The 21,410-nt window shown below is 71.0% G+C and carries 20 protein-coding genes; 5 read left to right on the top strand and 15 right to left on the bottom strand.

The window, feature by feature from the left end; all coding sequences use genetic code 11:
• Positions 1–42 precede the first annotated feature (42 nt).
• The 8 genes from ACTJI8_RS08150 to ACTJI8_RS08115 form a co-directional block, all read right to left on the bottom strand.
• Positions 43–2,208 (bottom strand): CapA family protein, encoded by a 2,166-nt coding sequence (locus tag ACTJI8_RS08150; protein WP_440732921.1) that lies wholly within the window; start codon positions 2,206–2,208, stop codon positions 43–45.
• Positions 2,205–3,245: a D-alanine--D-alanine ligase family protein gene (locus ACTJI8_RS08145; RefSeq protein WP_440732920.1), complete on the bottom strand. Its 1,041-nt coding sequence runs from the start codon at positions 3,243–3,245 to the stop codon at positions 2,205–2,207. The genes ACTJI8_RS08150 and ACTJI8_RS08145 overlap by 4 nt, the downstream gene beginning before the upstream one ends.
• A complete protein-coding gene (gene alr, locus ACTJI8_RS08140) occupies positions 3,134–4,393 on the bottom strand; it encodes an alanine racemase (protein ID WP_440732919.1) in 1,260 nt (419 codons plus the stop codon). The genes ACTJI8_RS08145 and alr overlap by 112 nt, the downstream gene beginning before the upstream one ends.
• Positions 4,394–4,550: 157 nt before the next feature.
• A complete protein-coding gene (locus tag ACTJI8_RS08135; RefSeq protein WP_440732918.1) occupies positions 4,551–6,056 on the bottom strand; it encodes a lipase maturation factor family protein in 1,506 nt (501 codons plus the stop codon).
• A gap of 88 nt (positions 6,057–6,144) precedes the next feature.
• On the bottom strand, positions 6,145–6,528 hold the full coding sequence (locus ACTJI8_RS08130) for a RidA family protein (protein WP_440732917.1): 384 nt from the start codon (positions 6,526–6,528) through the stop codon (positions 6,145–6,147).
• Between the two features lie 38 nt (positions 6,529–6,566).
• Positions 6,567–7,298, bottom strand: coding sequence for an IclR family transcriptional regulator (locus ACTJI8_RS08125; protein ID WP_440732916.1), 732 nt, complete (start codon positions 7,296–7,298; stop codon positions 6,567–6,569).
• 3 nt (positions 7,299–7,301) lie between these two features.
• Positions 7,302–8,888 (bottom strand): N-acyl-D-amino-acid deacylase family protein, encoded by a 1,587-nt coding sequence (locus tag ACTJI8_RS08120; protein ID WP_440732915.1) that lies wholly within the window; start codon positions 8,886–8,888, stop codon positions 7,302–7,304.
• 17 nt (positions 8,889–8,905) lie between these two features.
• Entirely contained in the window at positions 8,906–10,159 is a 1,254-nt protein-coding gene (locus ACTJI8_RS08115; RefSeq protein ID WP_440732914.1) for an alanine racemase, read from the bottom strand.
• A 70-nt stretch (positions 10,160–10,229) separates the two neighbouring features.
• On the opposite strand from ACTJI8_RS08115, the gene ACTJI8_RS08110 reads away from it, so the two are divergent.
• Positions 10,230–11,141: a sugar kinase gene (locus ACTJI8_RS08110; protein ID WP_440732913.1), complete on the top strand. Its 912-nt coding sequence runs from the start codon at positions 10,230–10,232 to the stop codon at positions 11,139–11,141.
• A 55-nt stretch (positions 11,142–11,196) separates the two neighbouring features.
• A complete protein-coding gene (locus ACTJI8_RS08105; protein ID WP_440732912.1) occupies positions 11,197–11,799 on the top strand; it encodes a bifunctional 4-hydroxy-2-oxoglutarate aldolase/2-dehydro-3-deoxy-phosphogluconate aldolase in 603 nt (200 codons plus the stop codon).
• A gap of 121 nt (positions 11,800–11,920) precedes the next feature.
• Here ACTJI8_RS08105 and ACTJI8_RS08100 read toward each other — a convergent pair whose 3' ends face one another.
• Positions 11,921–13,273 carry an MFS transporter gene (locus ACTJI8_RS08100; protein WP_440732911.1) on the bottom strand — a complete coding sequence of 451 codons (1,353 nt, stop codon included), beginning with the start codon at positions 13,271–13,273 and terminating at the stop codon, positions 11,921–11,923.
• Positions 13,274–13,404: 131 nt separating this feature from the next.
• Here ACTJI8_RS08100 and ACTJI8_RS08095 point away from each other — a divergent pair, with 131 nt between their 5' ends.
• Both ACTJI8_RS08095 and ACTJI8_RS08090 read left to right on the top strand, forming a co-directional pair.
• Positions 13,405–14,130: a helix-turn-helix transcriptional regulator gene (locus tag ACTJI8_RS08095; RefSeq protein WP_440732910.1), complete on the top strand. Its 726-nt coding sequence runs from the start codon at positions 13,405–13,407 to the stop codon at positions 14,128–14,130.
• Positions 14,131–14,152: 22 nt separating this feature from the next.
• A complete protein-coding gene (locus tag ACTJI8_RS08090) occupies positions 14,153–14,587 on the top strand; it encodes a rhodanese-like domain-containing protein (RefSeq protein ID WP_440732909.1) in 435 nt (144 codons plus the stop codon).
• A 146-nt stretch (positions 14,588–14,733) separates the two neighbouring features.
• Here the strand turns inward: ACTJI8_RS08090 and ACTJI8_RS08085 are convergent, their stop codons facing one another.
• From ACTJI8_RS08085 to ACTJI8_RS08065, 5 genes are all read right to left on the bottom strand, one after another.
• Entirely contained in the window at positions 14,734–15,342 is a 609-nt protein-coding gene (locus tag ACTJI8_RS08085) for a DUF305 domain-containing protein (protein WP_440732908.1), read from the bottom strand.
• A 110-nt stretch (positions 15,343–15,452) separates the two neighbouring features.
• Complete coding sequence (locus tag ACTJI8_RS08080) at positions 15,453–15,920, bottom strand: hypothetical protein (protein WP_440732907.1); 468 nt, start codon at positions 15,918–15,920, stop codon at positions 15,453–15,455.
• 157 nt (positions 15,921–16,077) lie between these two features.
• Positions 16,078–17,007 carry a glycine betaine ABC transporter substrate-binding protein gene (locus tag ACTJI8_RS08075; protein ID WP_440732906.1) on the bottom strand — a complete coding sequence of 310 codons (930 nt, stop codon included), beginning with the start codon at positions 17,005–17,007 and terminating at the stop codon, positions 16,078–16,080.
• Positions 17,000–17,947, bottom strand: coding sequence for an ABC transporter permease (locus ACTJI8_RS08070; RefSeq protein ID WP_440732905.1), 948 nt, complete (start codon positions 17,945–17,947; stop codon positions 17,000–17,002). The genes ACTJI8_RS08075 and ACTJI8_RS08070 overlap by 8 nt, the downstream gene beginning before the upstream one ends.
• Positions 17,944–19,275 carry a quaternary amine ABC transporter ATP-binding protein gene (locus ACTJI8_RS08065; RefSeq protein WP_440732904.1) on the bottom strand — a complete coding sequence of 444 codons (1,332 nt, stop codon included), beginning with the start codon at positions 19,273–19,275 and terminating at the stop codon, positions 17,944–17,946. The genes ACTJI8_RS08070 and ACTJI8_RS08065 overlap by 4 nt, the downstream gene beginning before the upstream one ends.
• A 297-nt stretch (positions 19,276–19,572) precedes the next feature.
• Here ACTJI8_RS08065 and ACTJI8_RS08060 point away from each other — a divergent pair, with 297 nt between their 5' ends.
• Entirely contained in the window at positions 19,573–19,959 is a 387-nt protein-coding gene (locus ACTJI8_RS08060; RefSeq protein WP_440732903.1) for an MmcQ/YjbR family DNA-binding protein, read from the top strand.
• A gap of 228 nt (positions 19,960–20,187) precedes the next feature.
• On the opposite strand, the gene ACTJI8_RS08055 is transcribed toward ACTJI8_RS08060, so the two are convergent.
• Positions 20,188–21,339, bottom strand: coding sequence for a class I SAM-dependent methyltransferase (locus ACTJI8_RS08055; RefSeq protein WP_440732902.1), 1,152 nt, complete (start codon positions 21,337–21,339; stop codon positions 20,188–20,190).
• Positions 21,340–21,410: the final 71 nt, after the last annotated feature.

Below are 21,410 nucleotides of genomic sequence, written 5' to 3'. Positions count from 1 at the left end.
GCGGACACGGGCCGGCGGCTGACGCGGGCCGGTCCCGCACGCCTAGGGCACGGTGATCCTGCCGTCCGAGCCGATCTTCGCCGCGTTCGCCCCGAAGTCCCGGCGCCCGCGCTGATCGATGAGCTGCGCCGCACCGTCGGCGGGGTCGGGCGACGGGATGCCGTCGGCGTAGTCGAATCGGACCGAACGCATCTGCCCGGCCACCGCGGTCCCATCCGCCCGCAGCCGGATCGAGAGGTAGGCGCCGTACCGCGTCGCCGGATCCTTGCCGAACACGCCCCCGCCGCCGAAGTTGCCGAGGCTGTAGGCGATGAGGCGGCCGTGGTACCACTCCATCCCGCGGAGCACGTGCGGGCCGTGACCGAGGACGAGGTCGGCGCCGGCGTCGATCGCCGCATGCGAGAAGGCGATCGGATCCCCGCGCTCCTCGCCGTACATCGACTCGGTACCCGGGGTGACCGCGTCGGCGTTCGGCCCCTCGGCCCCCATGTGCGCCTGCACGATCACGACGTCGGCCCGCGCGGCAGCGGTGCGCACGACCGCGCGCACATGTCGCAGGTCGGTGACGCGGTTGAAGTCCTCGTAGGGCGCGAAGCCGATCATCGCCACGGTGACGTCGCCGATCCGAGAGTAGACGATCTCGTCGCGATCACCCACGGCGCGGATCCCGGCCGCGGCCAGACTCGCCCGGGTGTCGTCGTAGCCGGTCTGCCCGAAGTCCCGGCTGTGGTTGTTCGCGAGGTTGAGGATGTCGAACCCGGCGAGGCCGGCGACCGAGGCGGGGTCGCTGCGGAAGGCGAGGCAGTCCGGATCCTTCCCGCATTTGTCGTGCCCCGTGTCGGGCGAGATCGCCTGTTCGAGGTTCCCGGTCACGATGTCCTCCGTGAACCACGGGCGCACCCGGTCGAAGTGGCCGGCCCCGCCGTCGGAGGGCGCCGAGCGGCTCGCGTCGTAGAGCAGGATGTCTCCGGTCGCGCCGATGCTCACCTCGCCGCCGCGCTGCGCGGACTGGTACGGGATCGTGGAAGGAGGAGCGGGCAGCGCCGCCGCCCCGGTCGCGACGATGCCGACGGCCACGAGCCCCAGCACCGCCACGGCTGTGCGCCACGGGACGCGAGACCGGGAGGGCGACTCCGCGGCTCGGTGCCCGGAACGGCGCCCCGCGGAGCGGCGTCGCACGGGCAGGTCGAACAGCCATGACAGCCTGTCCCGCGTGATCAGGGCGCCGATCCCGACGCTGACGGCGATGACCGCGGCGGTGAGGACGATGGGCAGCAGGACCGCTGCGGCCAATTGCATCGGCCGGCCGGCGTCCGACACCGGTTGCGCCACGAGGGCGTCGGCGAGCGCGAGCACCGGCATGTGGATCACGTAGATCTTCAGCGTGCTCCTGCCGAGCCGGGCCAGGCCTTGACCGAGCCGGGGCACCGTCGCCAGCAGCGGAGCCACGGCGATCCCCGCCCCGACGCCGAGGAGGGCGACCGCCGGCCACACCCCGGGGATCTGCTCCGTCCCGGTCACCCGCACCACCGCGAAGGCGCCCAGGTAGAGCACCACGGATGCGGTCGCGAGCAGAGGGCGCGGGCGGGCCGCGAGACGGATGATCCGCTGCGTGAACGTGGTGCCGATGAGGAAGTAGAGCAGGTTGGCGAGCAGCGATCCGCGGTTGCTGACGATGTCGATGAGCCCCGCACCCACGGCGGTCGTCAGTGCGGCCGCGGCGGCCAGAGGGATCCAGGACGGCAGACGGCGCAACCCCTTCGCGACGAGGAAGTAGAGCGCGAGTGCGTAGAGGTACCAGGCGTTCGGCGGGCTGATCGTGATCGCCTCGACGAACTCCGCGATGGATCGCGGGACCAGGGTCGGGAAGTCGGGGAACGCCCACATCGTCGCCATGTGGATGAGGGTCCAGAGCAGGTAGAGGTACAGGAAGCGCACGACTCGCCCACGGAAGACCGCCGCCCACGGCCGGGCGACGGCGTTCGCCGCGAAGCAACCGGAGATGAGGAAGAACAGGGGCATCCGCACCGGGTAGGCGATGTCGGAGATGAGCCCCCACACGCCGGGGATGGGGATCCCGAGCCTCCAGTCGATCGTGAGGTAGCTCTTCATCACGACGTGCCAGAACACGACGAGGACGATCAGCAGCCCCTTGGCGGTGTCCGCCCAGGCCAGCCGGGGCGTGGGGGACGCTCCACCGACCGTCACGTGGCGGATCCGGACTCGCTCGGCGCTGCACCGGAACGCCGCTCCTCACCCGGATCCTCCTCCTGCGGGGCCGGCGGCAGCGCGGCGTCCAGGAGCTCGGCGATCAACCCGGTGTAGTCGAGCCCGGTCGCCGCGTACATCAGCGGCACCTGGGAGCGCTCGGTCATCCCCGGTGTCGTGTTCACCTCGTTGAGCACCGGGCCGGCGGCGGTCACGAAGAAGTCGAAGCGGGCGACCCCGGCGCACCCCAGTGCATCGTAGAGCCGGGTCGCCGCCGCGCGGACGGCCGCCTCGTCGGCGTCGTCGATCGGGGCCGGCACCGTGAATCGTGCGCTGCCGTCGTACTTCTCCGTCGCCCCGAACACGTCGCCGGGCGCCACGGAGATCTCGAGCGTGGCGCCGACACGCGGCGCGCGGCGCCGGTCGCGGAAGACGGCGATGTCGACCTCCCGGCCGGTGACGTACTCCTCGATCAGCACCGGATCCCCGAACGCCCTCGCGCGATCGACGGCGTCCGCGAGACCGGCGACGTCGGGGACCACGAAGACCCCGTTGCTGGATCCGCCGCTCGCGGGCTTCACGACGAAGGGCGGGGTCAGACCGGCCGCGGCAATTCCGGCCGCGTCACCGGATGCGACCACGCGCCCGTTCGCCGTCGCGATCCCCAGCGACGCCGCGATCAGCTTCGTGGCGTGCTTGTCCATCCCCAGGGCGCCCGCCCGCACCGGGGAGCCCGCGAAGGGGACTCCGCAGAGCTCGAGCAGCCCCGCGATCGTGCCGTCCTCGCCCCGTTCGCCGTGCAGCACGGGGAACGCGACGTCGCAGCCTGTGAGGAGCTCGACCGCGCGATGGGCGGGCAGCGCGACGTCCTGATCGTCCCGCCAGGTGCCGTCCTCGCCGATGGTGAGCGGGACCGCGATGTGCCTCAGCGCGCGGACAGCTCGCGTGACGCCGGCCGCGGACGCGAGGGAGACCGGGTGCTCGTCGTTCGCGCCGCCGCCGATGACGGCGATCCGGCGGCGGGTGTGCTGAGGCATGCGATGTCTCCTGAGAGTTCGGTCGATCGGGTGGTCGACGTGTCGAGGGCGTGTGGGATCCGAGACGTCCGCGCGCCGACCGCGGTGACGATCTCGTGCTCGATGGTGTGCGACCAGGCCGCCCATTCCGCGACGGTCGGCTCGCCGTCCCGGCCGGGGCCGAAGATCGTCACGCGCTCGCCCGGCCGCAGCAGCGTCTCGCCGGTGTCGACGACGACCATGTCCATCGAGAACCTGCCCACCAGCGCGCGCCGCTGGCCGCGCACCAGCACCTCGGCCCGCCCCGATGCCGCCCGCGGCAGTCCGTCGGCGTATCCGAGGGGCAGCAGCGCCAGACCGGTGCGAGCGGGGGTGACGAAATCGTGGCCGTATCCGACGCCGGTGCCCGCCGGCACCTCACGGGCGGACACGACGGTCGAGGTGAGGCTCAGGGCCGGCCGCAGATCATCGGTCGTGCGGGACGGATCGATGCCGAACAGTCCGGCGCCGACGCGATGCAGGTCGTATCCGGCTGCAGTGCCGGTGAGCGTCGCCGCCGTGGCGGCGAGGTGCAGGAGGTGCGGGCGCAGTCCGCGTCGACGGGCGCTGCGGATCGCGTTCTCGAAGACCAGGCGGTCGCGTACGTTCTGGCCGCTCTCCGGATCATCGGCGCAGGACATGTGCCCCATCACGCCCACCACGCGCAGGGCACCCGTCGCCTCCTGCTCGCATGCGAGCGCGCACAGCGTGGCCCAGTCCCGCGGCGGACAGCCGTCACGGCCCGTGCCGACGTCGACGTGCAGGTGCACCCGGGCTGCGGTTCCCGTCGCCCGCGCCGCCCCGGCGATCGCATAGAGCAGCTCGAGGTTCGGCACGGCGAGATCGATGCGCGCACGCAGCGCCGTCTCGAAGTCGGCGTCCGGCGTGTTGAGCCAGCTCAGGATCGGAGCGCCGATGCCCGCCTGCCGCAGTGCGAGCGCCTCGTCGATGCTGGTCACGCCGATCGAGCCCGCGCCCGCCTCGAGCACCGCGGAGGCGACGTCCCCGTGTCCGAACGCGTCCGCCTTGAGGACCGCCATCAGCCGTCCCCCGGTCAGGGCGTGGAATCGCGCGGTGTTCTCGCGGAGCGCGTCCTCATGGACGACGAGTTCCGAAGCTGGCGATGGCATGGGATCGAGTCAAGCGAGCGCCGGGTTGCCGGGGCGTATCCGGTTCTCGATATGCGGACGATATATGTCGCCGCCGCTGCGCAGGCGACGGGAGTGGACGCCACCCGCGTCAGGGGTTGCCGCGCAGGGAGCAACGCCGCGTTCGGCATAGCGGCGGCTACATCGAACCGTCGTCGTCGCCCAGCGACAGCGGCCGCACCACCACCCGGCGGCGATCGCGGATCCATACCTGGCCGCTCTCCCGGCGCTGTGCGCGGGTCGTGAACCGGTAGCGGTAGGCGACGGCGCGCACCTGCGCCGGGCGCGCCCCGCCGAACGGGTCGTGTCGCAGCAGCCGCAGCGTGGGCGCGTCGGCCTCGAGCAGTCGCACGAGAAGCATCGCGAACCAGTCCTCGTACATCCGCCCCAGCGGCAGGAACCACATCAGCCAGTCGAGGCGCAGGTGGTACGGCGCGAACTGTCGGGGGATCCGGTGCAGATCGCCGGGCTTGCCCTTGAAGCCGTACTCGCGCCATTCGCCCGCGAGCGGATCCGGATCCGCGTCGGGCAGCAGCGTGCCCTCGACCACGATCTCGATCCGCTCCTTGGTCACCGTGCCGAAGGCACCGTAGGCGTTCGCGAGCTGCCAGCGGTTGAACGACGCGTTCATGGCCTGGCTGCGCGAGAACAGGTTGCGCACCGCCGGCACCGAGAGCCAGACGTAGAGCACACCGACCACCGAGGTGACCACGAACCACGGCAGCGACAGGCCGTCGATCACCCACGGCAGTGCGGTCTCCGCGCGGTGCGGCATGCCGAGCGGGATCCCGATCGCCGAGAACGCGATCACGACGGTCGCCCAGTTCAGCCAGGCGAAGTTGCCCGTCACGATGAGCCAGAGCTGGGTCGCGATGACGATCCCCGCGCCGACCGCTCCGATGAGGGCAGGGACAGCACCGGGGATCCACAGTCCGAGGATCGGCGCGAGCAGGAGCCACGGTGCACCGAGCTGCGCGATGTGGTTGCCCACCGCTTCGAGCCGGTGGAACCAGGGCGGCAGCAGATGCGCCTGGCGACTGAACGGGCCCGGCATGGGCTGGGTCTCGTGGTGGTACATGAGTGCGGTGAGGTCGCGCCACTCGCGACCGCCGCGGATCTTGATCATGCCCGCGCCGAACTCGAGCCGGATCACGAGCCACCAGAACAGCATGATGACCACGGTCGGCGGCGGCTGGGAGCCGGATCCGAGGAACGCGGCGAGGAACCCGGCCTCGAGCAGCAGCATCTCCCAGCCGAAGCCGTAGAAGGTCTGCCCGATCGACGAGATCGACATGTACCCGAGCCACAGCAGCAGGAAGCTCACCATCGGCACCCACGGCGGCGCGAGCTGCGGGATCCCCGCCACGAGCGCGGCGGAGACGACGACGCCCGCGATGCAGAGCGCCAGGAGCCGCCGGTCCGTGTAGCGGACGCGCAGGAACAGCGTCGGGCGCAGGAGTCGGCGGGCGCGCGGCGAGGATCCGGCCCAGGCGAGCAACTCGGGCGCCGGAAGCAGGCCGTGCTCGCCCAGCAGCGCACGGAACTGGTTCAGCGTGCTGACGAACGCGACCAGGTAGAGCGCCGCGATGCCTCGCTGGAGCACCTCTCGCGCGAAGCCGAAGTCGACCGCCGCGAAGCCGTCCATGATCACAGATTAGGGGCCGCCGCGGCCGCACGGCAGGGGTCTTGACAGCCGGATGCCGCTCACGGGCGACATCCGGCTGTCCGCCGTCTCAGGCCTGGGGCAGGGCGGCGACCACGTCGATCTCGACGAGGATGTTCGCCAGCTGCGAGCCCACCGTGGTGCGCACGGGGTACGGAGCCGTGAAGAACTCCTGGTACGCCTCGTTGAACTCGGCGAAGTCGGCGAGGTCCTGCAGGTGCACCGTCGACTTCACCACGTCGTCCATGGTCAGTCCGTGCTCCGCGAGCACCTTCTGGATGTTCCGCAGCACCTGGCGGGTCTGGTCGCCCACGTTGTCGGCGATGGCGTTGTCGTTCGCGGCATCCTGCGGGCCGAAGCCGGCCGTGTACAGGAATCCGTTCGCGACGACGCCGTGGCTGTAGGGGCCGGCGGGGGCGGGGGCGCCTTCGGCGTAGAACCCGGTCTTGGGCATCTTCTTCTCCTTCTTCTCGGATGGTTCTGGTGTTCGGTTCATCCCAGCTGGTGGGAGATCTCTGCCGCGGTCTCACGCAGCATGGGCACGCGCTGCTCGAGCTGCTCGCGACTATGGGCGGCGCGCAACGCCGTGAGCGACAGCGCGCCGACGACGCCGGCGGATGTCACGATCGGCACCGCGACGCAGCCGACGAAGTCCTCGAACTCGGCGTCGTCGAACGCCCAGCCGCGTCGTGCGGTGAGGGCGAGGTCGGCATCGAGGGCGGCGCGGCTGGTCAGGGTGCGGACGGTGTGCGGATGCCAGTCGCATCGGGCGAGCACGGCGTCGCGGCGGTCGGTCGGCAACTCGGCGAGCACTGCCTTGCCGATACCGCTGCAGTACGGCAGCACCGAAGCGCCGACGCGGGAGTACATCCGCACGCCGGCGGCGTCCTCGACCTTGTCGACGTAGACGATCTCGTCGCCGATCAGCGCGCCGACGTGCACGGTGTTGCCCACGATGCGGTGCAGCCGGCGCACCTGCGCGAAGGCGGCGCCGCGCAGGTCGAGCTGTTCGAGCGCGGCCCCGCCGAGCACGGCGAGCTGCATGCCCAGCGCGTAGCGTCCGTCCGCCTGCTTCCGCACGAAAGCGACCTGCTCCAGGCTCTGCAGCTCGCGGAACATGGTGGTGCGGTGGATGCCGAACTCCGCGGCGAGCTCGGCCACCGCCGAGGGCCCGCCGGTGAGCGACGCAAGGATGCCGGCGGCACGGGTGACACTCTGCGACATGGGTCAGGCGCCTCCCCTGCGCAGGCCTCGGCCGGGGAGCGCCCCGGTCAGCTCGCCCCCGGCGAGCACGCGGACGCCGGCGACGAAGACGTCGTCGATGCCGACGGCGGGCTCGCGCGGGTTCTCATAGGTGGATCCGTCGGCCACGACCTCGGGATCGACGAGCAGCAGGTCGGCGATCGCGCCCGCCTCGACGACGCCACGGCGGCCGAGGCCGAAGCGCCGTGCGGGCTGGGCGGAGAGGTGGTGCACAGCATCCGCCCACGACCACGTGCCGAGCTCGCGCACGAACTCGCGCAGGTAGCGGGCGAACGATCCCGCGGCACGGGGATGCGGGTGCGCGCCGATGAAGATGCCGTCCGATCCGCCGATATGGCCGGGATGCGCGAAGATGCGCGCCAGCTCGGTGGCCGGCCGCGGATTGCGCACGGCCATGACGGCACTGCTCTCCATGCGCGATGCCGCGAGCAGGTCGAGGGCGAAGTCCATCGGATCCTGGGCCGCGCGGGCGGATGCCGCGCGCAGGGTCAGGCCGTGCGCCCAGGCGTACTCGGATGCGGCGATGTGCGCGAGCGTGATCATGTCGGGCCAGTCCGGTCCCAGACTCGGGCTGTTCGAGGCGCGCTCGATGCACGCCGTGCGCAGGGCGTCGCGCCCCTCGGGGTCGCCGATGCGGGCGACGGCCTCGTCGGCGGGAAGCGCCGAGACCTCCGGCGGCAGCAGGGGCATGCCCAGCAGCGTGCAGCCGCGGATGTACGGGTACGCGTCGAAGGTGGCGTCGACGCCGGCCTCGGCGAGCGCGCCGAGTTGAGACAGCACGATGTCGGCGTCGGCGTGCAGGTGCGACACGTGCACGGGCAGCGGCGCCCCAGCACCCCGGGCGGCGCGGCGCGAGATCTCGGCCATCTCGGTGATCCCGGCCGCCGTGTTGGCCTCGTATCCGCCGCGCATGTGGCTGACGTACACGCCGCCGGCCGCGGCCACCGGCACGCACAGCGCGGCGATCTCGTCGGCGTCCTGGAAGATGCCGGGCACGTAATCGAGCCCGGTCGAGAGACCCAGCGCCCCATCGGCCATGCCCTGCGCCACGAGCTCGACCATGCGGGCGCGCTCGGCGTCGGCGGCGGGGCCGGTGCGTCGGCCGCACACCTCGAAGCGCACGGTGCCGGCGGGCACCAGGTACGCGGCGTTGAGGGCGGAAGCTCCGTCGACCGCCGCCAGCAGCTCGGCGACTCCGCCTCCGCGGTAGGCCGGGTGCGGTCCGTTGATCGCGGCGAAGTAGCCGGTCGCGTACGCGCCATCGCCAGGGGCGTAGGAGACGCCGTCCTGTCCGCCGATGATCGTGGTCACCCCCTGGCGCAGCAGCGCCCGGGTGACCTCGGGCTCGCGGAGCAGGCCGTCGGCGTGCGAGTGCGCGTCGACGAAGCCGGGCAGGACGAGCCGCCCGGACGCGTCGATCACGAGGTCGCCGTCGCGCGCCTCGACCTCGCCGACCCGGGCGATCACCGCGCCGTCGAGGGCGACGTCGGCGCGCGCGGTGCCGGACGGCGTGACCACCGAACCACCGCGCAGGACTGTACGACCGGACATGGCGCTCCTCGAAGGCCTCAGAAGTAGGTGCGGACGAGGCCGGTGACCACACCGGACTCGAGGGAGTCGACGACGGGCAGCACGCGCCACTTGTCGAAGGCGGTGCAGGGGTGCGAGAGGCCGAAGCGCACGACTGACCCGACGGGCAGCGGCTCGGCCGGCCGCACGTACGAGTGCTGGTCGTTCATGGCCGAGACGGTCGCCTCGGTCGGCTGCCAGGGCGCGGCGAGATCGGCGGCGACGGCGCGCGGGATGGGCAGACCCTCGTCGTAGGGGAAGTCGCGCTTGCCGGCGTCCACCAGCGCCAGACCGGGCTCGGGGCTGGAGACGACGCGGGCGATGCCGTGCATCGCGTTGACGAAGTGGGGTCCCTCGCCCGCGCCGCCCTCGTCGAACGGCGAGATGCCGCGGTAGAACCCGTCGTCGTGCACGATATAGGCGCCCGAGCGCAGGGTGAACCGGGTGCGTCCGTCGCGCTCGGCGGCCGCCCACACGTCGGCGACGATCTCGAAGTACGCGCTGCCACCGGCGGTGACGTACACCTCGCCGTCGTCGTAGAGCGGCGTGATCGCGCGGTGCAGCGCGAGCTGCGTCTCGAGGTAGGTGCGCACGGCGGCGAGACCCTCGGGCGAGCGGTCGTGCGCGATGCTGCCCTCGTAGCCGGCGACGCCGGCGAGCCGCAGCACGTCGGAGGCGGCGAGGCGCTCGGCGATCTCGATGGCCTCGTCGACGGAACGGGCGCCCGTGCGGCCCCCCGCGGCGCCCAGCTCGACGCAGACGTCGACCGGGCGCGGCAGCTCGACGCCGTTCAGCGCGCTCTCCATCGCGTCCACGGTGGCGAGCGAGTCGGCCCAGCAGACGAACCGGAACCCGGGATCGGCGAGCTCGCCGGCGAGCCAGGCCAGCGACCGGGCGTCGACGGCGGCGTTGGCGAGCATGATCGAGTCGAGTCCGAGGTCGCGGCCGGTGCGCACCTGCCCCATGGTCGCGAGGGTGATGCCGAGGGCGCCGGCGTCGGTCTGGCGTTTCCACAGCTCGGGGGCCATCGTGGTCTTGCCATGCGGCATGATCTCCAGGCCGCGCTCCACGCACCACGCGGCCATGGTCGCGACGTTCGCCTGCATACCGGCGTCGTCGAGCACGATCAGCGGCGTCCAGAACTCGTCGAGGCGCGGCTTCGTCGCGAGGAAGGCGGATGCGGTCATACCGATCGCGCGCTCCGGGATCCCCTTGTCCCGCGCCGTCAGCAGTTCGTCGTCCCGGTCGTTCATCTCACGCCTTTCGTCCTCGTTGTGCATATATCGCAACGTCCGTTGCACTGTGCGCACAGACCGCCTCATCATGGTAACCGTGTCCGAGACCTCCGCACCACGCATGATCGCCATCGGCGAGACGATGGCCCTCATCACCCCTGCCCACGCGGAGGCGCTCGCCACCGCCCAGGAGGTGCGGCTGCTCATCGGCGGCGCCGAGTCGAACGTGGCGATCCACGCCGCGCACCTCGGCATCCCGACCGCCTGGGTCAGCGCCGTGGGCGACGACGCCCTCGGCGTGCGGGTACGCGACGAGGTCGCCCGCCACGGCGTCGACGTCCGCTGGGTCGTTGATGACCCCGCCGCGCCCACCGGCGTGTACTTCAAGGATCCGGGCCACGGCGTGCTCTACTACCGCCGCGGCTCGGCCGCCTCGGCGATGAGCCCCGCCACGGTCTCCGAGGTTCCGCTCGAGCAGGCCGACCTCGTGCACGTGTCGGGCATCACCCCGGCGCTCTCGGAGTCGTGCGCCGCGCTCATCGACGCCGTCTTCGACCGCGTGGGCGCGGGATCCGGCTTCCTGAGCTTCGACGTCAACCACCGCGCGGCCCTGTGGGCGCCGGGCGCGGCGGCCCCGACCCTGCTCGCGCTCGCGCGCCGCGCCGATGTCGTGTTCGTCGGCCTCGACGAGGCGGAGGGCCTGTGGGGCACGGCCGACGCCGATGCCGTGCGCGCGCTGATCCCCGCTCCGCAGCTGCTCGTCGTCAAGGACGGCGACGTGGGAGCCACCGAGTTCCACCGCACGGGCGACGCCGATGAGCGCACCTTCGCTCCGGCGATCAAGACCGAGGTGGTCGAGGCCGTCGGCGCGGGCGATGCGTTCGCGGCCGGCTACCTGGCCGCCCACCTGCAGGGCGCCGAGGCCGCGGAGCGCCTCGCCGCCGGCCACCGCCGCGCGCACCTCGTGCTGCAGTCCACCGGCGACCTCCTGCCCGACTGAGAAGACCACGCTGCGCCGAGGGGGTGCAGCGAGACGAAGCGAAAGGCCCCCGACCATGACCGACAACTCCGCATTCGACGAGATCTTCCGCGACGTGCCCCTGATGGCGATCCTGCGCGGCATGGGCGTCGAGCGCACGCTCGCGACCGCCACCCGCGCCTGGGACCTCGGCATCACGGCCGTCGAGGTGCCCGTGCAGACGCCGACCGACGTCGAGGCGCTGCGCGTGCTCGCCGAAGCCGCCCGCGAGCGCGGCCTGACCGTGGGAGCGGGCACCGTCGTGTCGCTCGAGCACGTGCACCAGGCCGCCGAAGCGGGCGCGGCGTTCACCGTGAGCCCGGGCCTCGACCTCGACGTGGTGCGGGCCTCGCACGAGGCAGGCATGCCGGCGCTGCCCGGCGTCTCGAGCGCCACCGAGGTGCAGCACGCGCTGGGCGACGGGCTCACCTGGCTGAAGGCGTTCCCGGCGTCACTGCTGGGCACCGGCTGGTTCCCCGCGATGCGCGGCCCCTTCCCGCAGGCGAAGTTCGTCGCCACGGGCGGCATGGACTCCGGCAACGCCCAGGCGTACCTCGACGCGGGCGTGCGGGTCGTCGCCGTCGGCTCCGCCCTGGAGGACGAGGCGCAGCTTCCTGCGCTCGCGAAGCTGCTCGGCTGAGCCCATCCGCATCCGATCCCGCTCCCGGCGTTCCGCATCGGGGGCGGGATCTTCTGCGCACGGCGCGAGCCCGAGCGCCGCGCAGTCGGGGACGACGGCGCGTCCACCGGTGTCATGACGCTCAGGCGTCGGCCCCCACGCGCGGGGCGATGACCAGCTCGTGCAGCCGCCCGGCACCCTCGACGTCGGGCCGGATGGACGCGAGCATCGTCGCGATGACGCCGACGATCGCGATCACCGCGGCGTAGATCACGACCGGCCAGATCGCTCCGCCGACGGCGGCGACCAACGCCGTGCAGATGATGGGTGCGAGTCCGCCGCCGAGGGTGTTGGAGATCTGGTAGCCGATGTTGACGCCGGTGGTGCGCGCCTCCGGGTCGAACATCTCCGCCAGCATCGTCGCCAGGGTCGCCTGCATCGCTACACCGAACACGACGAAGCCGAGGATCTGCCCCAGCCAGATCAGCCACATGTTGCCGGTGCTGAAGAGCAGGAAGGCGGGGTAGACCATCGCGGCGAAGCCGAGGCAGCCGATGATGTACACGGTGCGACGGCCGATCCGATCCGAGATCGCACCCCACAGCGGCGCGACGACGATCTGCAGCAGACCGACGATCATGGTTCCCGCGAAGCCCATCCACGCCGGCAGGTGCTTGTTGCTCACCATGAAGGCGAGGCCGTAGGTGAGCACGACGTAGCCGGCGATCGACTGCGGCAGCCCGATGAGGATGCCCATGATCGCGTTCTTCGGGTGGCGGAACGCCTCGACCAGCGGGTTCGGCTTCTTGCCGGTGGCGTTCAGGTGCAGGGCCTGCGTCTCGATGAACTCGTCGGAGTCCTCGAGGTGACGGCGCAGGATGACGGCGGCGATCGCGAGAACGATCGAGAACACGAAGGGGATGCGCCAACCCCACTCGATGAACCAAGAGCCGGGCGTCAGTCCCAGTGCCGCCATGAGGCCACCCGAGACGACGTTGGCGATGCCGGCGCCGCTGATGAGGAAGGCGCCGTACAGGCCCTTCTTGCCGATCGGCGCGGCCTCGACGACCATCGTCGCCGCGCCGCCCATCTCACCGCCGACGAAGAAGCCCTGGAACAGACGGCACACGAGCAGCAGGATCGGCGCAGCGACGCCGATGGCGTGGTCCGGCGGGATGAGGCCGATGGCGGTCGTCGCGAGCCCCATGCCGATCACGGTGCTCATCAGGACGACCTTGCGGCCGACCCGGTCACCGATGATGCCCCAGATGACGCCGCCGACGGGACGGAGGAAGAATCCGACTGCGAACGTCGCGAACGACGAGAGCTGCGCGACCACCGGGTCATCGGACGAGAAGAACACCGCGGGGAAGACGGCGGCCGACGCGAGACCGTAGAGGTAGTAGTCGTAGTACTCGATGAGCGTGCCGATCGCGCCACCGGCGACGGTCTTGCGCTGGTGGGGCGTGAGGCCGGGTGATGCGACTGTTGCCATGGGAGCCTCCTTGCTCGGGAACTGCGGGAGAGATCGGGGGTCAGCCCTCGACGTGAAAGGCTGTCCTCGCTAAGATAGCCGCGACGTAGACAGTATGTCTACTAGCTGGACTTTTTGTAAAGTGGAGGTGGATGATGGCGAATCCGGCGACGATGGAGGCCGCTGCGACCGCACTGGCCGGCGATGCCGCCCACCAGACGTACGAGAGCGCCGAGGAGGTGCTGCGGTTGTACCGCCCCGTGATGCGGGCGCTGGCCACGGCCGCCGGTCCCTCTGTCGAGGTCGTGCTGCACAATCTCGACGGCGCCGACGTCGACCTCGGGCACACCATCATGGCCATCGAGAACGGCCATGTCACCGGGCGCGCCGTCGGCGGGCCGTCGACCTCGCTGGGCCTGGACGTGATGAAGGATCGGCAGAAGGACCACGACGCCTTCGGATACCGCGGCTTCACGAGCGACGGTCGCGAGCTGCGCTGCTCATCGGTGTACTTCCGCAACGCTGCCGGCGACATCATCGCCTCGTTCTGCATCAACGTCGACCTCAGCCCGATCCAGCAGGCCAGGAACATGCTCGAGGCCCTGCTCCCCGTGCAGGGTGCGGCGGACAACGGCCCCCGTGAGCACTTCGGCAGCGATCTGGTGTCGGTGATGGACTCGATGATCACCGAGGCGATCGCCGAGATCGGCCGCCCCGTCGAGCAGATGTCACGCGAGGACAAGATCACCGTGCTCGAGCGCCTCGACCAGCGCGGAGCCACCCAGATGCGCAAGTCGATCGAGACGATCGCGAAGCGACTGGGCATCTCGCGGGTGACCGCATACGCCTATCTCGACGAGGCCCGCACCCGCGGCTGAGCCTGGGCGGAGGAGGATGCAGATGAGCGGAGCCGACATCGCCGCCGCAGACGGATCCATCGCGGCGCGACTCGCGCACGTCGACGTACGCCTGGCATACGAGATAGACGTGGTCGCCGCGGCACAGGCCGTCGCAGCAGGCGAGGCCGTGCTCGTCGACACGCGCCGCCGGGAGTCGTGGGATCACAGCCACATCGCCGGCGCCCTGCACGTGCCCACGCACGGCCTGGAGGCGCGGATCCACGAGCTCCCCCGTGACCGCACGCTGATCGTCTACGGCTGGGGGCCGGGCTGCAACGGCGCGACGGCGACGGCCCGGATCCTGCTCGCGGCCGGCCTGGATACGCGCGAGCTGTACGGAGGATACGAGTACTGGGCGCGCAACGGCTACGCGACCGAGGCAGGTGGGGTCGTCACGCGCCGGGCACCGGATCCCCTGGTCACCGCCGAGGTCTGAGCCCCCGCGGCATCCCGGCCAGGCGGGTCGACAGCGCCGTCGCCGGCGGCGGGTGCAGACCCGCTCACTGGTCGCGAATTGCCGTCATTCGAGCGAAATGGGGGCAGTTCGCGACCAGTGAGCGGAGGCAGGTCCCGCGGAGGGCGTCAGAGCTGCGCCAGGAGCCCCTTCATCTCGGCGATCTCGACCGTCTGGGCGTCGATGATCGTGCTCGCCAAAGCGACGGCACGAGGATCCTTGCCATCGCCCTTCTCGGTGCGGGCCATCTCGACTGCGCCCTCGTGGTGCGCGATCATCTGCCGCAGGAAGAGCTTCCCCGCCTCGGCGCCCGACGCGGCCTCGAGCGCGGCCATGTCGGTCTCGCTCATCATGCCGTCGCCGTGTCCCATGGATCCAGGGGCCGCAAGCGGCACGCCCCAGCCATCGAGCCAGTCGCGCATGGTCGCGATCTCGGGCGCCTGCGCGGCCTTGATCCTGGTCGCGAGGTCGGCGACCCGCGGATCCACGCCGGTCTTGGCGAGCAGCGTGTCGCTCATGTCGACGGCCTGCTGGTGGTGGTCGATCATCATGGTCGCGAACATCGCGTCGGCATCGTTCGCAGATCCCTGGGCGGATCCGGTCACCGGGGCGGACGCGCCGTGCGTCATCCCCGGCATCCCGGAGTGGCCGGTCGTGGGCGCGCAGGCGGTGAGGGCGGCCCCGGCGAGGGCGATCGACCCGATCGCGAGGGCACGGTGAAGGGTTCGGATGGTCATGTCGTTCTCTGCTTTCGTCGTCGATGACGCGCACCGCCGGAGGGCGGGCGCGAAGCCGTTCCAGCGCGTCCGCCCGCGGAGCGGGGTGTGCGGGACGCGCAGGATCCGGCTCATCTGCGACTGATGCAGAGGACGGCCATGCTCGGAGGGCGGGGCTCTGCCGTGACCGCCGCGGAGGACGCGACGACGACGGCGAGCGCAGGGCGGAGGTCTTCCGCGGGAGGCCCCGGAAGCGCGGCGGTGGCGATCGGCGCGAGCGTGCAGGACGGGGCCATCACGGCGTGCTCGGCACAGTCCGCGCAGCCCTGCGTCGGTGCGGCCATCGCGTCGCGGGCCGTCATGGCTTCACTCGCGGATGTCGAACCCGTCGTGCACGTCGGCGCCTGAGCGTCCGCGACGTGTGCGGTAGCCGCGGTACCCGCCATCACGCCGTGCACGGCGCGCTCCGCGGTCGCCGACGTGCCGTGCCCCGCGAGTACATGCATGCCGAGAAGTCCGACGATCACCGCGGAGACGAGGAACAGGATCCGCAGCGACCACGTCGACGACGTGTCCCGGCCACGGATCCAATACCCCACGGGGGTACAGCATAGCGGCCTCGACCCTGTGGGCCTGGGGCTCTGCGACGCCTGCAGGACCATGCGACGCCTGCAGGGCCCGTTCTCGGATCTGGTCGTGCATCCGTATCGGGGTCCTGCAGGCGTCACACACAGCCGGGTCAGGCGAACCGCGGCCCTACTTCTTCGCCCAGTCGAACTCACTGCCGTACTTCTCGACCCAGGCATCGATCGCCTGGGGCTCCTTGCCCTCGCCGAACTGGTTCACGACCATGTCCTCGAGCGAGCCGTACTGCGCGTCGTCGAGCTTGATCTTGCCGATCAGCGCGGCGGCGTCCGGGTGCTTCTTCGCGAAGTCCTTCGCGCCGAGGAAGTGCAGCCCCTCGGGCTTGCCCATGGCGCCCTTCGGATCCTTGAGGTCCTTCACGGGGTAGGCGCTGTTGGCCCAGAACGGACGCCACAGGGTCACCGCGATGTCCTGCTTCTTGTCCGTCGCCGACTTCAGCTCGGTGAGCATCGCCGCGGTCGACGAGGTCACGAGCTGATACTCGCCGTCGAGGCCGTACTCCGGCATCATCTTCTGGGTCTGGGCGGTGAGGCCGGCACCCGGCTCGATGCCGATGATCTTGCCGCCGAACTTCGAGGCGTTGCCCTTGAGCTCGTCGATCGAGTCGATATCGGAGTACTTCGGCACCGCGATCGTGAGGCGGGCGTTGTCGTAGTACGTCCCGAGGTCGTCGATCGACCCCTGGTACTTGTCCATGTACGCCTTCTGCGTGACCTCGGGCCACGCCGACGGGAAGATGTCCACATCCCCTTGCGACAGCCCCGCATACAGCGGTCCCGCGTCGGAGAGCGTCTGCATCTTGACGTCGTAGCCCATCTTGCCGAGCTGGTCCTGCAGCAGGTACGCGGTGCTGAGCCCGTCCGTCCAGCTGGGCAGGAACCCGATCGTGATCGTGCCCTTGTCACCGGATCCGGCATCGTTCGCCGGCGCCTTGCCTGCCATCTCGAGGGTGCCACCGGCGCCGTCGCTCGCGCATCCGGCCAGGGTGAGGACAGCCGCGACGCCGAGCGCCGCGAGGGCGGTGATCCTGCTCTTACGCATGCTGCAGCTCCTTCTCCTCCAGGGATGCTTCGGGGACCTGGTCGGCGACAGCGGACGCCGCGGCCAGGCGCCGCGCCGAACGGCGGCGCGCCAGCACGCCGAGCAGCGACCCGGGGTGCTGCCCCAGCGACCCCAGCGACGCGGTGACCCGGTCGAGGAAGACCGCGATCAGCACGACGCCGAGACCGGCCTCGACGCCCTTGGCGATGTTGACGGTCGAGATCGCCTCGACCACGAGCTTGCCGAGCCCGTCGGCGCCGGCCATGCCGGCGATGACGGCCATCGAGAGCGCGAGCATGATGACCTGGTTGACGCCGGCGAGGATCGTCGGCATCGCGAGCGGCAGCTGGATCCCGCGCAGGATCTGGCCCGGCGTCGCGCCGAACGACTGCCCGGCTTCGACGGTCTCGGAGTCGACCCCGCGGATGCCGAGCTCGGTGAAGCGCACGCCGGGCGGCAGCGCGAAGATGACCGTGGCCACGAGGCCCGGCACGACGCCGATGCTGAAGAACACGATCGCGGGGATGAGGTAGACGAAGGCGGGCATCGTCTGCATGAAGTCGAGCACGGGCTTGAGCACCGCGCGCACGGTGGCGTTCCGGGCCGACCAGATGCCGAGCGGGATCGCGATCACCACGGCGACCGCTCCGGCGACGAGCACCAGCGCGAGCGTCTGCATCGCGGGGACCCACAGGCCCATCGCGACGATCAGTCCGAACGAGATCACGGTGCCGATCGCCAGGCGCCACGAGCGGACGAGCCAGGCGATCAGCGCCGCGATGATGATCACGACGTAGAACCAGGGCATCAGCAGCAGGAAGCTCAGGCCGTCGACGAGGAACGACACGACGGTTGAGATGACGTGCAGCAGGCCGTCCAGGTTGGCTTTGATCCAGTCGACCGCGACAGCGACCCAGGATCCGATGGGCAGGACGTTCATCGGGTGATCTCCTCGTTCGGCGCATCCGGGGTGGGCGACGTGGTCGGCGTGTTTCCGGTGGTCGGCGCCGTCCAGCCGTCGTCGAGGATGGCGTCGACCTCCGCCTGCGGCAGCGGCAGCACCGGCAGGTTGATCTCGCCGGTGGCACCAGGGCCAGGGCCGAGCGCGGCGAGCAGCGTGATGCGCGGGATCACGCCGACGAGGCGCCCCTCCGCGTCGGCGACGGCGAGCGGCACTGGGGATTCCACGGCCGGGATGAACAGGTTCATCAGGATCTCGTCCTCGTCGACGACCTGCGTAGCGGGCTTGAGCACCGACGTGATCGTGCTCTCCCCGCGGCGGATCAGCTTGACGACGTCACGGTCGGTGACGATGCCGATGAGCTTGCGGTCGCGGCCGACGACGTACGTCGCCGACATGAAGGCGTCGCGCATCTGCTTGAGCGCGGTGCGCGGACCGGCGTTCTCGGAGACGACGGGGCGCGGACGCTCCATGACGTTCGCCGCGGTGAGCACCCGGGCGCGGTCGACATCCTGCACGAACTGCTCGACATAGCTGTTGGCCGGGTCCGTGAGGATGTCCTCTGGCGTGCCGATCTGCACGATGCGGCCGTCGCGCATCACCGCGATGCGGTCGCCGAGGAACATGGCCTCGTTCAGGTCGTGCGTGATGAACACGATGGTCTTCTGCAGCTTCTGCTGCAGCTCGAGCAGCTGCTCCTGCATCTCCCGGCGGATCAGCGGATCCAGCGCGCTGAACGCCTCGTCCATGAGCAGGATGTCGCTGTCGGCCGCGAGCGCACGGGCGATGCCCACGCGCTGCTGCATGCCGCCGGAGAGCTCGGACGGCAGCTTCTCGCCTTGCCCCTCGAGGCCGACGAGACCCAGGATCTCCTCGGCCTTGGCCAGGCGCTCGGCCTTGCCGATGCCCTTCAGCTCAAGCGGGTAGGCCACGTTCGCGGCGACGGTGCGGTGCGGCAGCAAGGCGAAGTGCTGGAACACCATCGACACGCGATCGCGGCGGATCTCACGCAGACGCGACGCCGTAATCCCGGTGATCGGATCCCCGGCGACGAGCACGGAGCCGTCGGTCGCCTCGTGCAGGCCGTTGAGCATGCGGATGATGGTGGACTTGCCGGATCCGGACAGTCCCATGATGACGAAGATCTCGCCGCGGTTGACGGTGAAGCTCGCGTCGATGACGGCGGCGGTGCCGGCGTCGGCGACCTCGGATCGGGTCTCGCCGGCCTTCAGCCGGCGGACGGCCTGGTTCGGATTCCTCCCGAACACCTTGAACAGATGACGCGCTTCCAGAGCGGTTTCGGACACGTTTCCCCCGCGGCCTCACCTCGAGGGGAGGCCTGCATCGGTCTCGCCCGGGTGATGATCACAGGGCCGTTTCGAACCAAGCCATGCTGGCGGCGCAGGAGGAGGATTTCGGATCCTCAACAGAGATCATCGACCGTACGCCCACGCCTCTTCGTGCACAGCAGAATCGAAAGAAGGACGCGGCCGCGGACTGGTCTTGGGCCATCAGGCCCGCATTCCAACGTAACGAGAACCTGATCCCGTGGCAAATCCGAGGTCGATGACCTAGGGTGCGCGCGACGGGATGAGGGGGAACGCATGGATGGCGAGGAACTGCAGGGGCGTGCACGCGATCGCGCGGAAGAACTCCCCGGCGCCGGGCTGGAGCACCCGTTCGGGCCCGGCTGGGAGGTCTACAAAGTCCGCGACCGGGTCTTCATGCTGCTCACCGACGTGACGGGAGAGCCGATCGTCATCCTGAAGACCGACCCGGAAGACGGCAAGGCGCTCCGGGAACAGTACGACGCGATCACGCCGGGCTATCACATGAACAAGAAGCACTGGATCACGGTGCGCCCCTCAGGCGGCCTGCCGACGCCGCTGATAGACGACCTGGTCACGGATTCGTACCTGCTCGTGGTCGCGAATCTGCCCCGCGCGAAGCGCCCCGTCGACCCTGCCACGTTCGGTCAGGCCAGCGGGTGATGCTCGGCCGAAGACTGCATCGAACCCGCACCCGCAGCTCCCGGTGCGTCCAGAGTGTGGTTCCTGCCCCCACCCGGCACCAGCACCCCACCCCGACTTGGCGGACGAGCACGCACCGAACACCTCGCCTGAGGCGTGGCCCCTGCGTTCGGATTGGCACGAGACGCGCGGAGGCGCACAGCACTCTCGAGCCGCCGTGACGCGCGTCGGACCGGGTCCGTCAGGCGGTCAGCGCCGCACGGACCGTGTGACCGTGAACTTCGGGGTGCGCGTGAGCTGGTCGGTCTCGCCGACCGCGGCGGCGAGCGCGCGACGGTGGTCGAGGTGCGAGTTGAACACGGTCCATACTTCGCCGCCGGGACGGAGCAGCCGCGCGGCCGCGTCGATGAGCCGGCTTCCTGCCCCTTCATGGACGCTGGCGCCGAGGTGGAACGGCGGGTTCAGCAGCACGAGGTCGACGGATCCGTCCGGGATCCCGGATCCGGCGTCGTCGAGCGTCACGGTCACCCTGTCGGCGATGCCGCTCGCCGTCATCGTGGCGCGGGCCGACTGCACCGCCGCGGCGGAACGGTCGGTGGCGACGACGTGCGCACTCGGCACCGCGAGGGCCAGCGACGCGGCGAGCGCGCCGGTGCCGCAGCCGAGGTCGACGGCGGTCAGCCCCTCCCGTCCGGCCAGGGCGGCGAGCTCCGGGGCCCGCTCGCGCATCACGTTCAGCAGCACCCGGGTGCCGATGTCGATGCGGTCGCCGGCGAACGCCCCGCCGTGCGCGCACAGCGTGAGCCCGAACTCAGGATGCGTCGTCGGCACCGGGAACGGCAGGCCCGAAAGCACCGGCTGCGGATCCGCCGCGACGATCAGGCGCGACTTCCGCTCCGCACGCTGCGGCTGCACCCGCCCGAAGAACCGGGCGAGCACGTCGTTCTGCGCCAGGGTCATGTGCTTCACGCGTCCGCCGGCGAGCAACGTGACGTCGGGCGCCGCCCAGCGCGCGACCGCATCCGCGATCTCCTCGAGCTCGGCGAGCCCCTTCGGCAGCTGCAGCAGCACGAGCCGCGCGTCGCGCAGCAGCTCGGCGTCGAGTTCGTGCGCAGCGAAGCCCGCCGCCCCGAGTTCGGCCGCATTGCGGGCCAGTGCCCGGCGCCCCGTCACCAGATCCTGGTGCACCCGCACGCCGTCCAGGCCCGCAGTGAGGAGAGGCAGCGTGAGCGCGCCGTATCCGTCGCCGATCACGGCGATCGCGGATCCGTCGATCCCGTGCTCCGCAGCGACGACCTGTGCCGCGTCGACGAGGAGCTCATCCGTCGCGTCCCACGCCTGCAGGTTCGGCGCCTCCACGTCGGGGAACCGGCGCAGGCGGGCGTACGGGAACTCGGGCACCCGCTCAGCGTACGCGGGCGCTCCGGCCCGATCCCGCCGCGCCCGGCATCGTACGTGGGGGCTCCACCTTC

This window comes from Microbacterium sp. 22303 (genome assembly GCF_052045265.1).
GTDB lineage: Bacteria > Actinomycetota > Actinomycetes > Actinomycetales > Microbacteriaceae > Microbacterium.
Note: the sequence above shows the minus strand (reverse complement) of the source record. Positions and strands in the feature narration are given on the sequence as shown.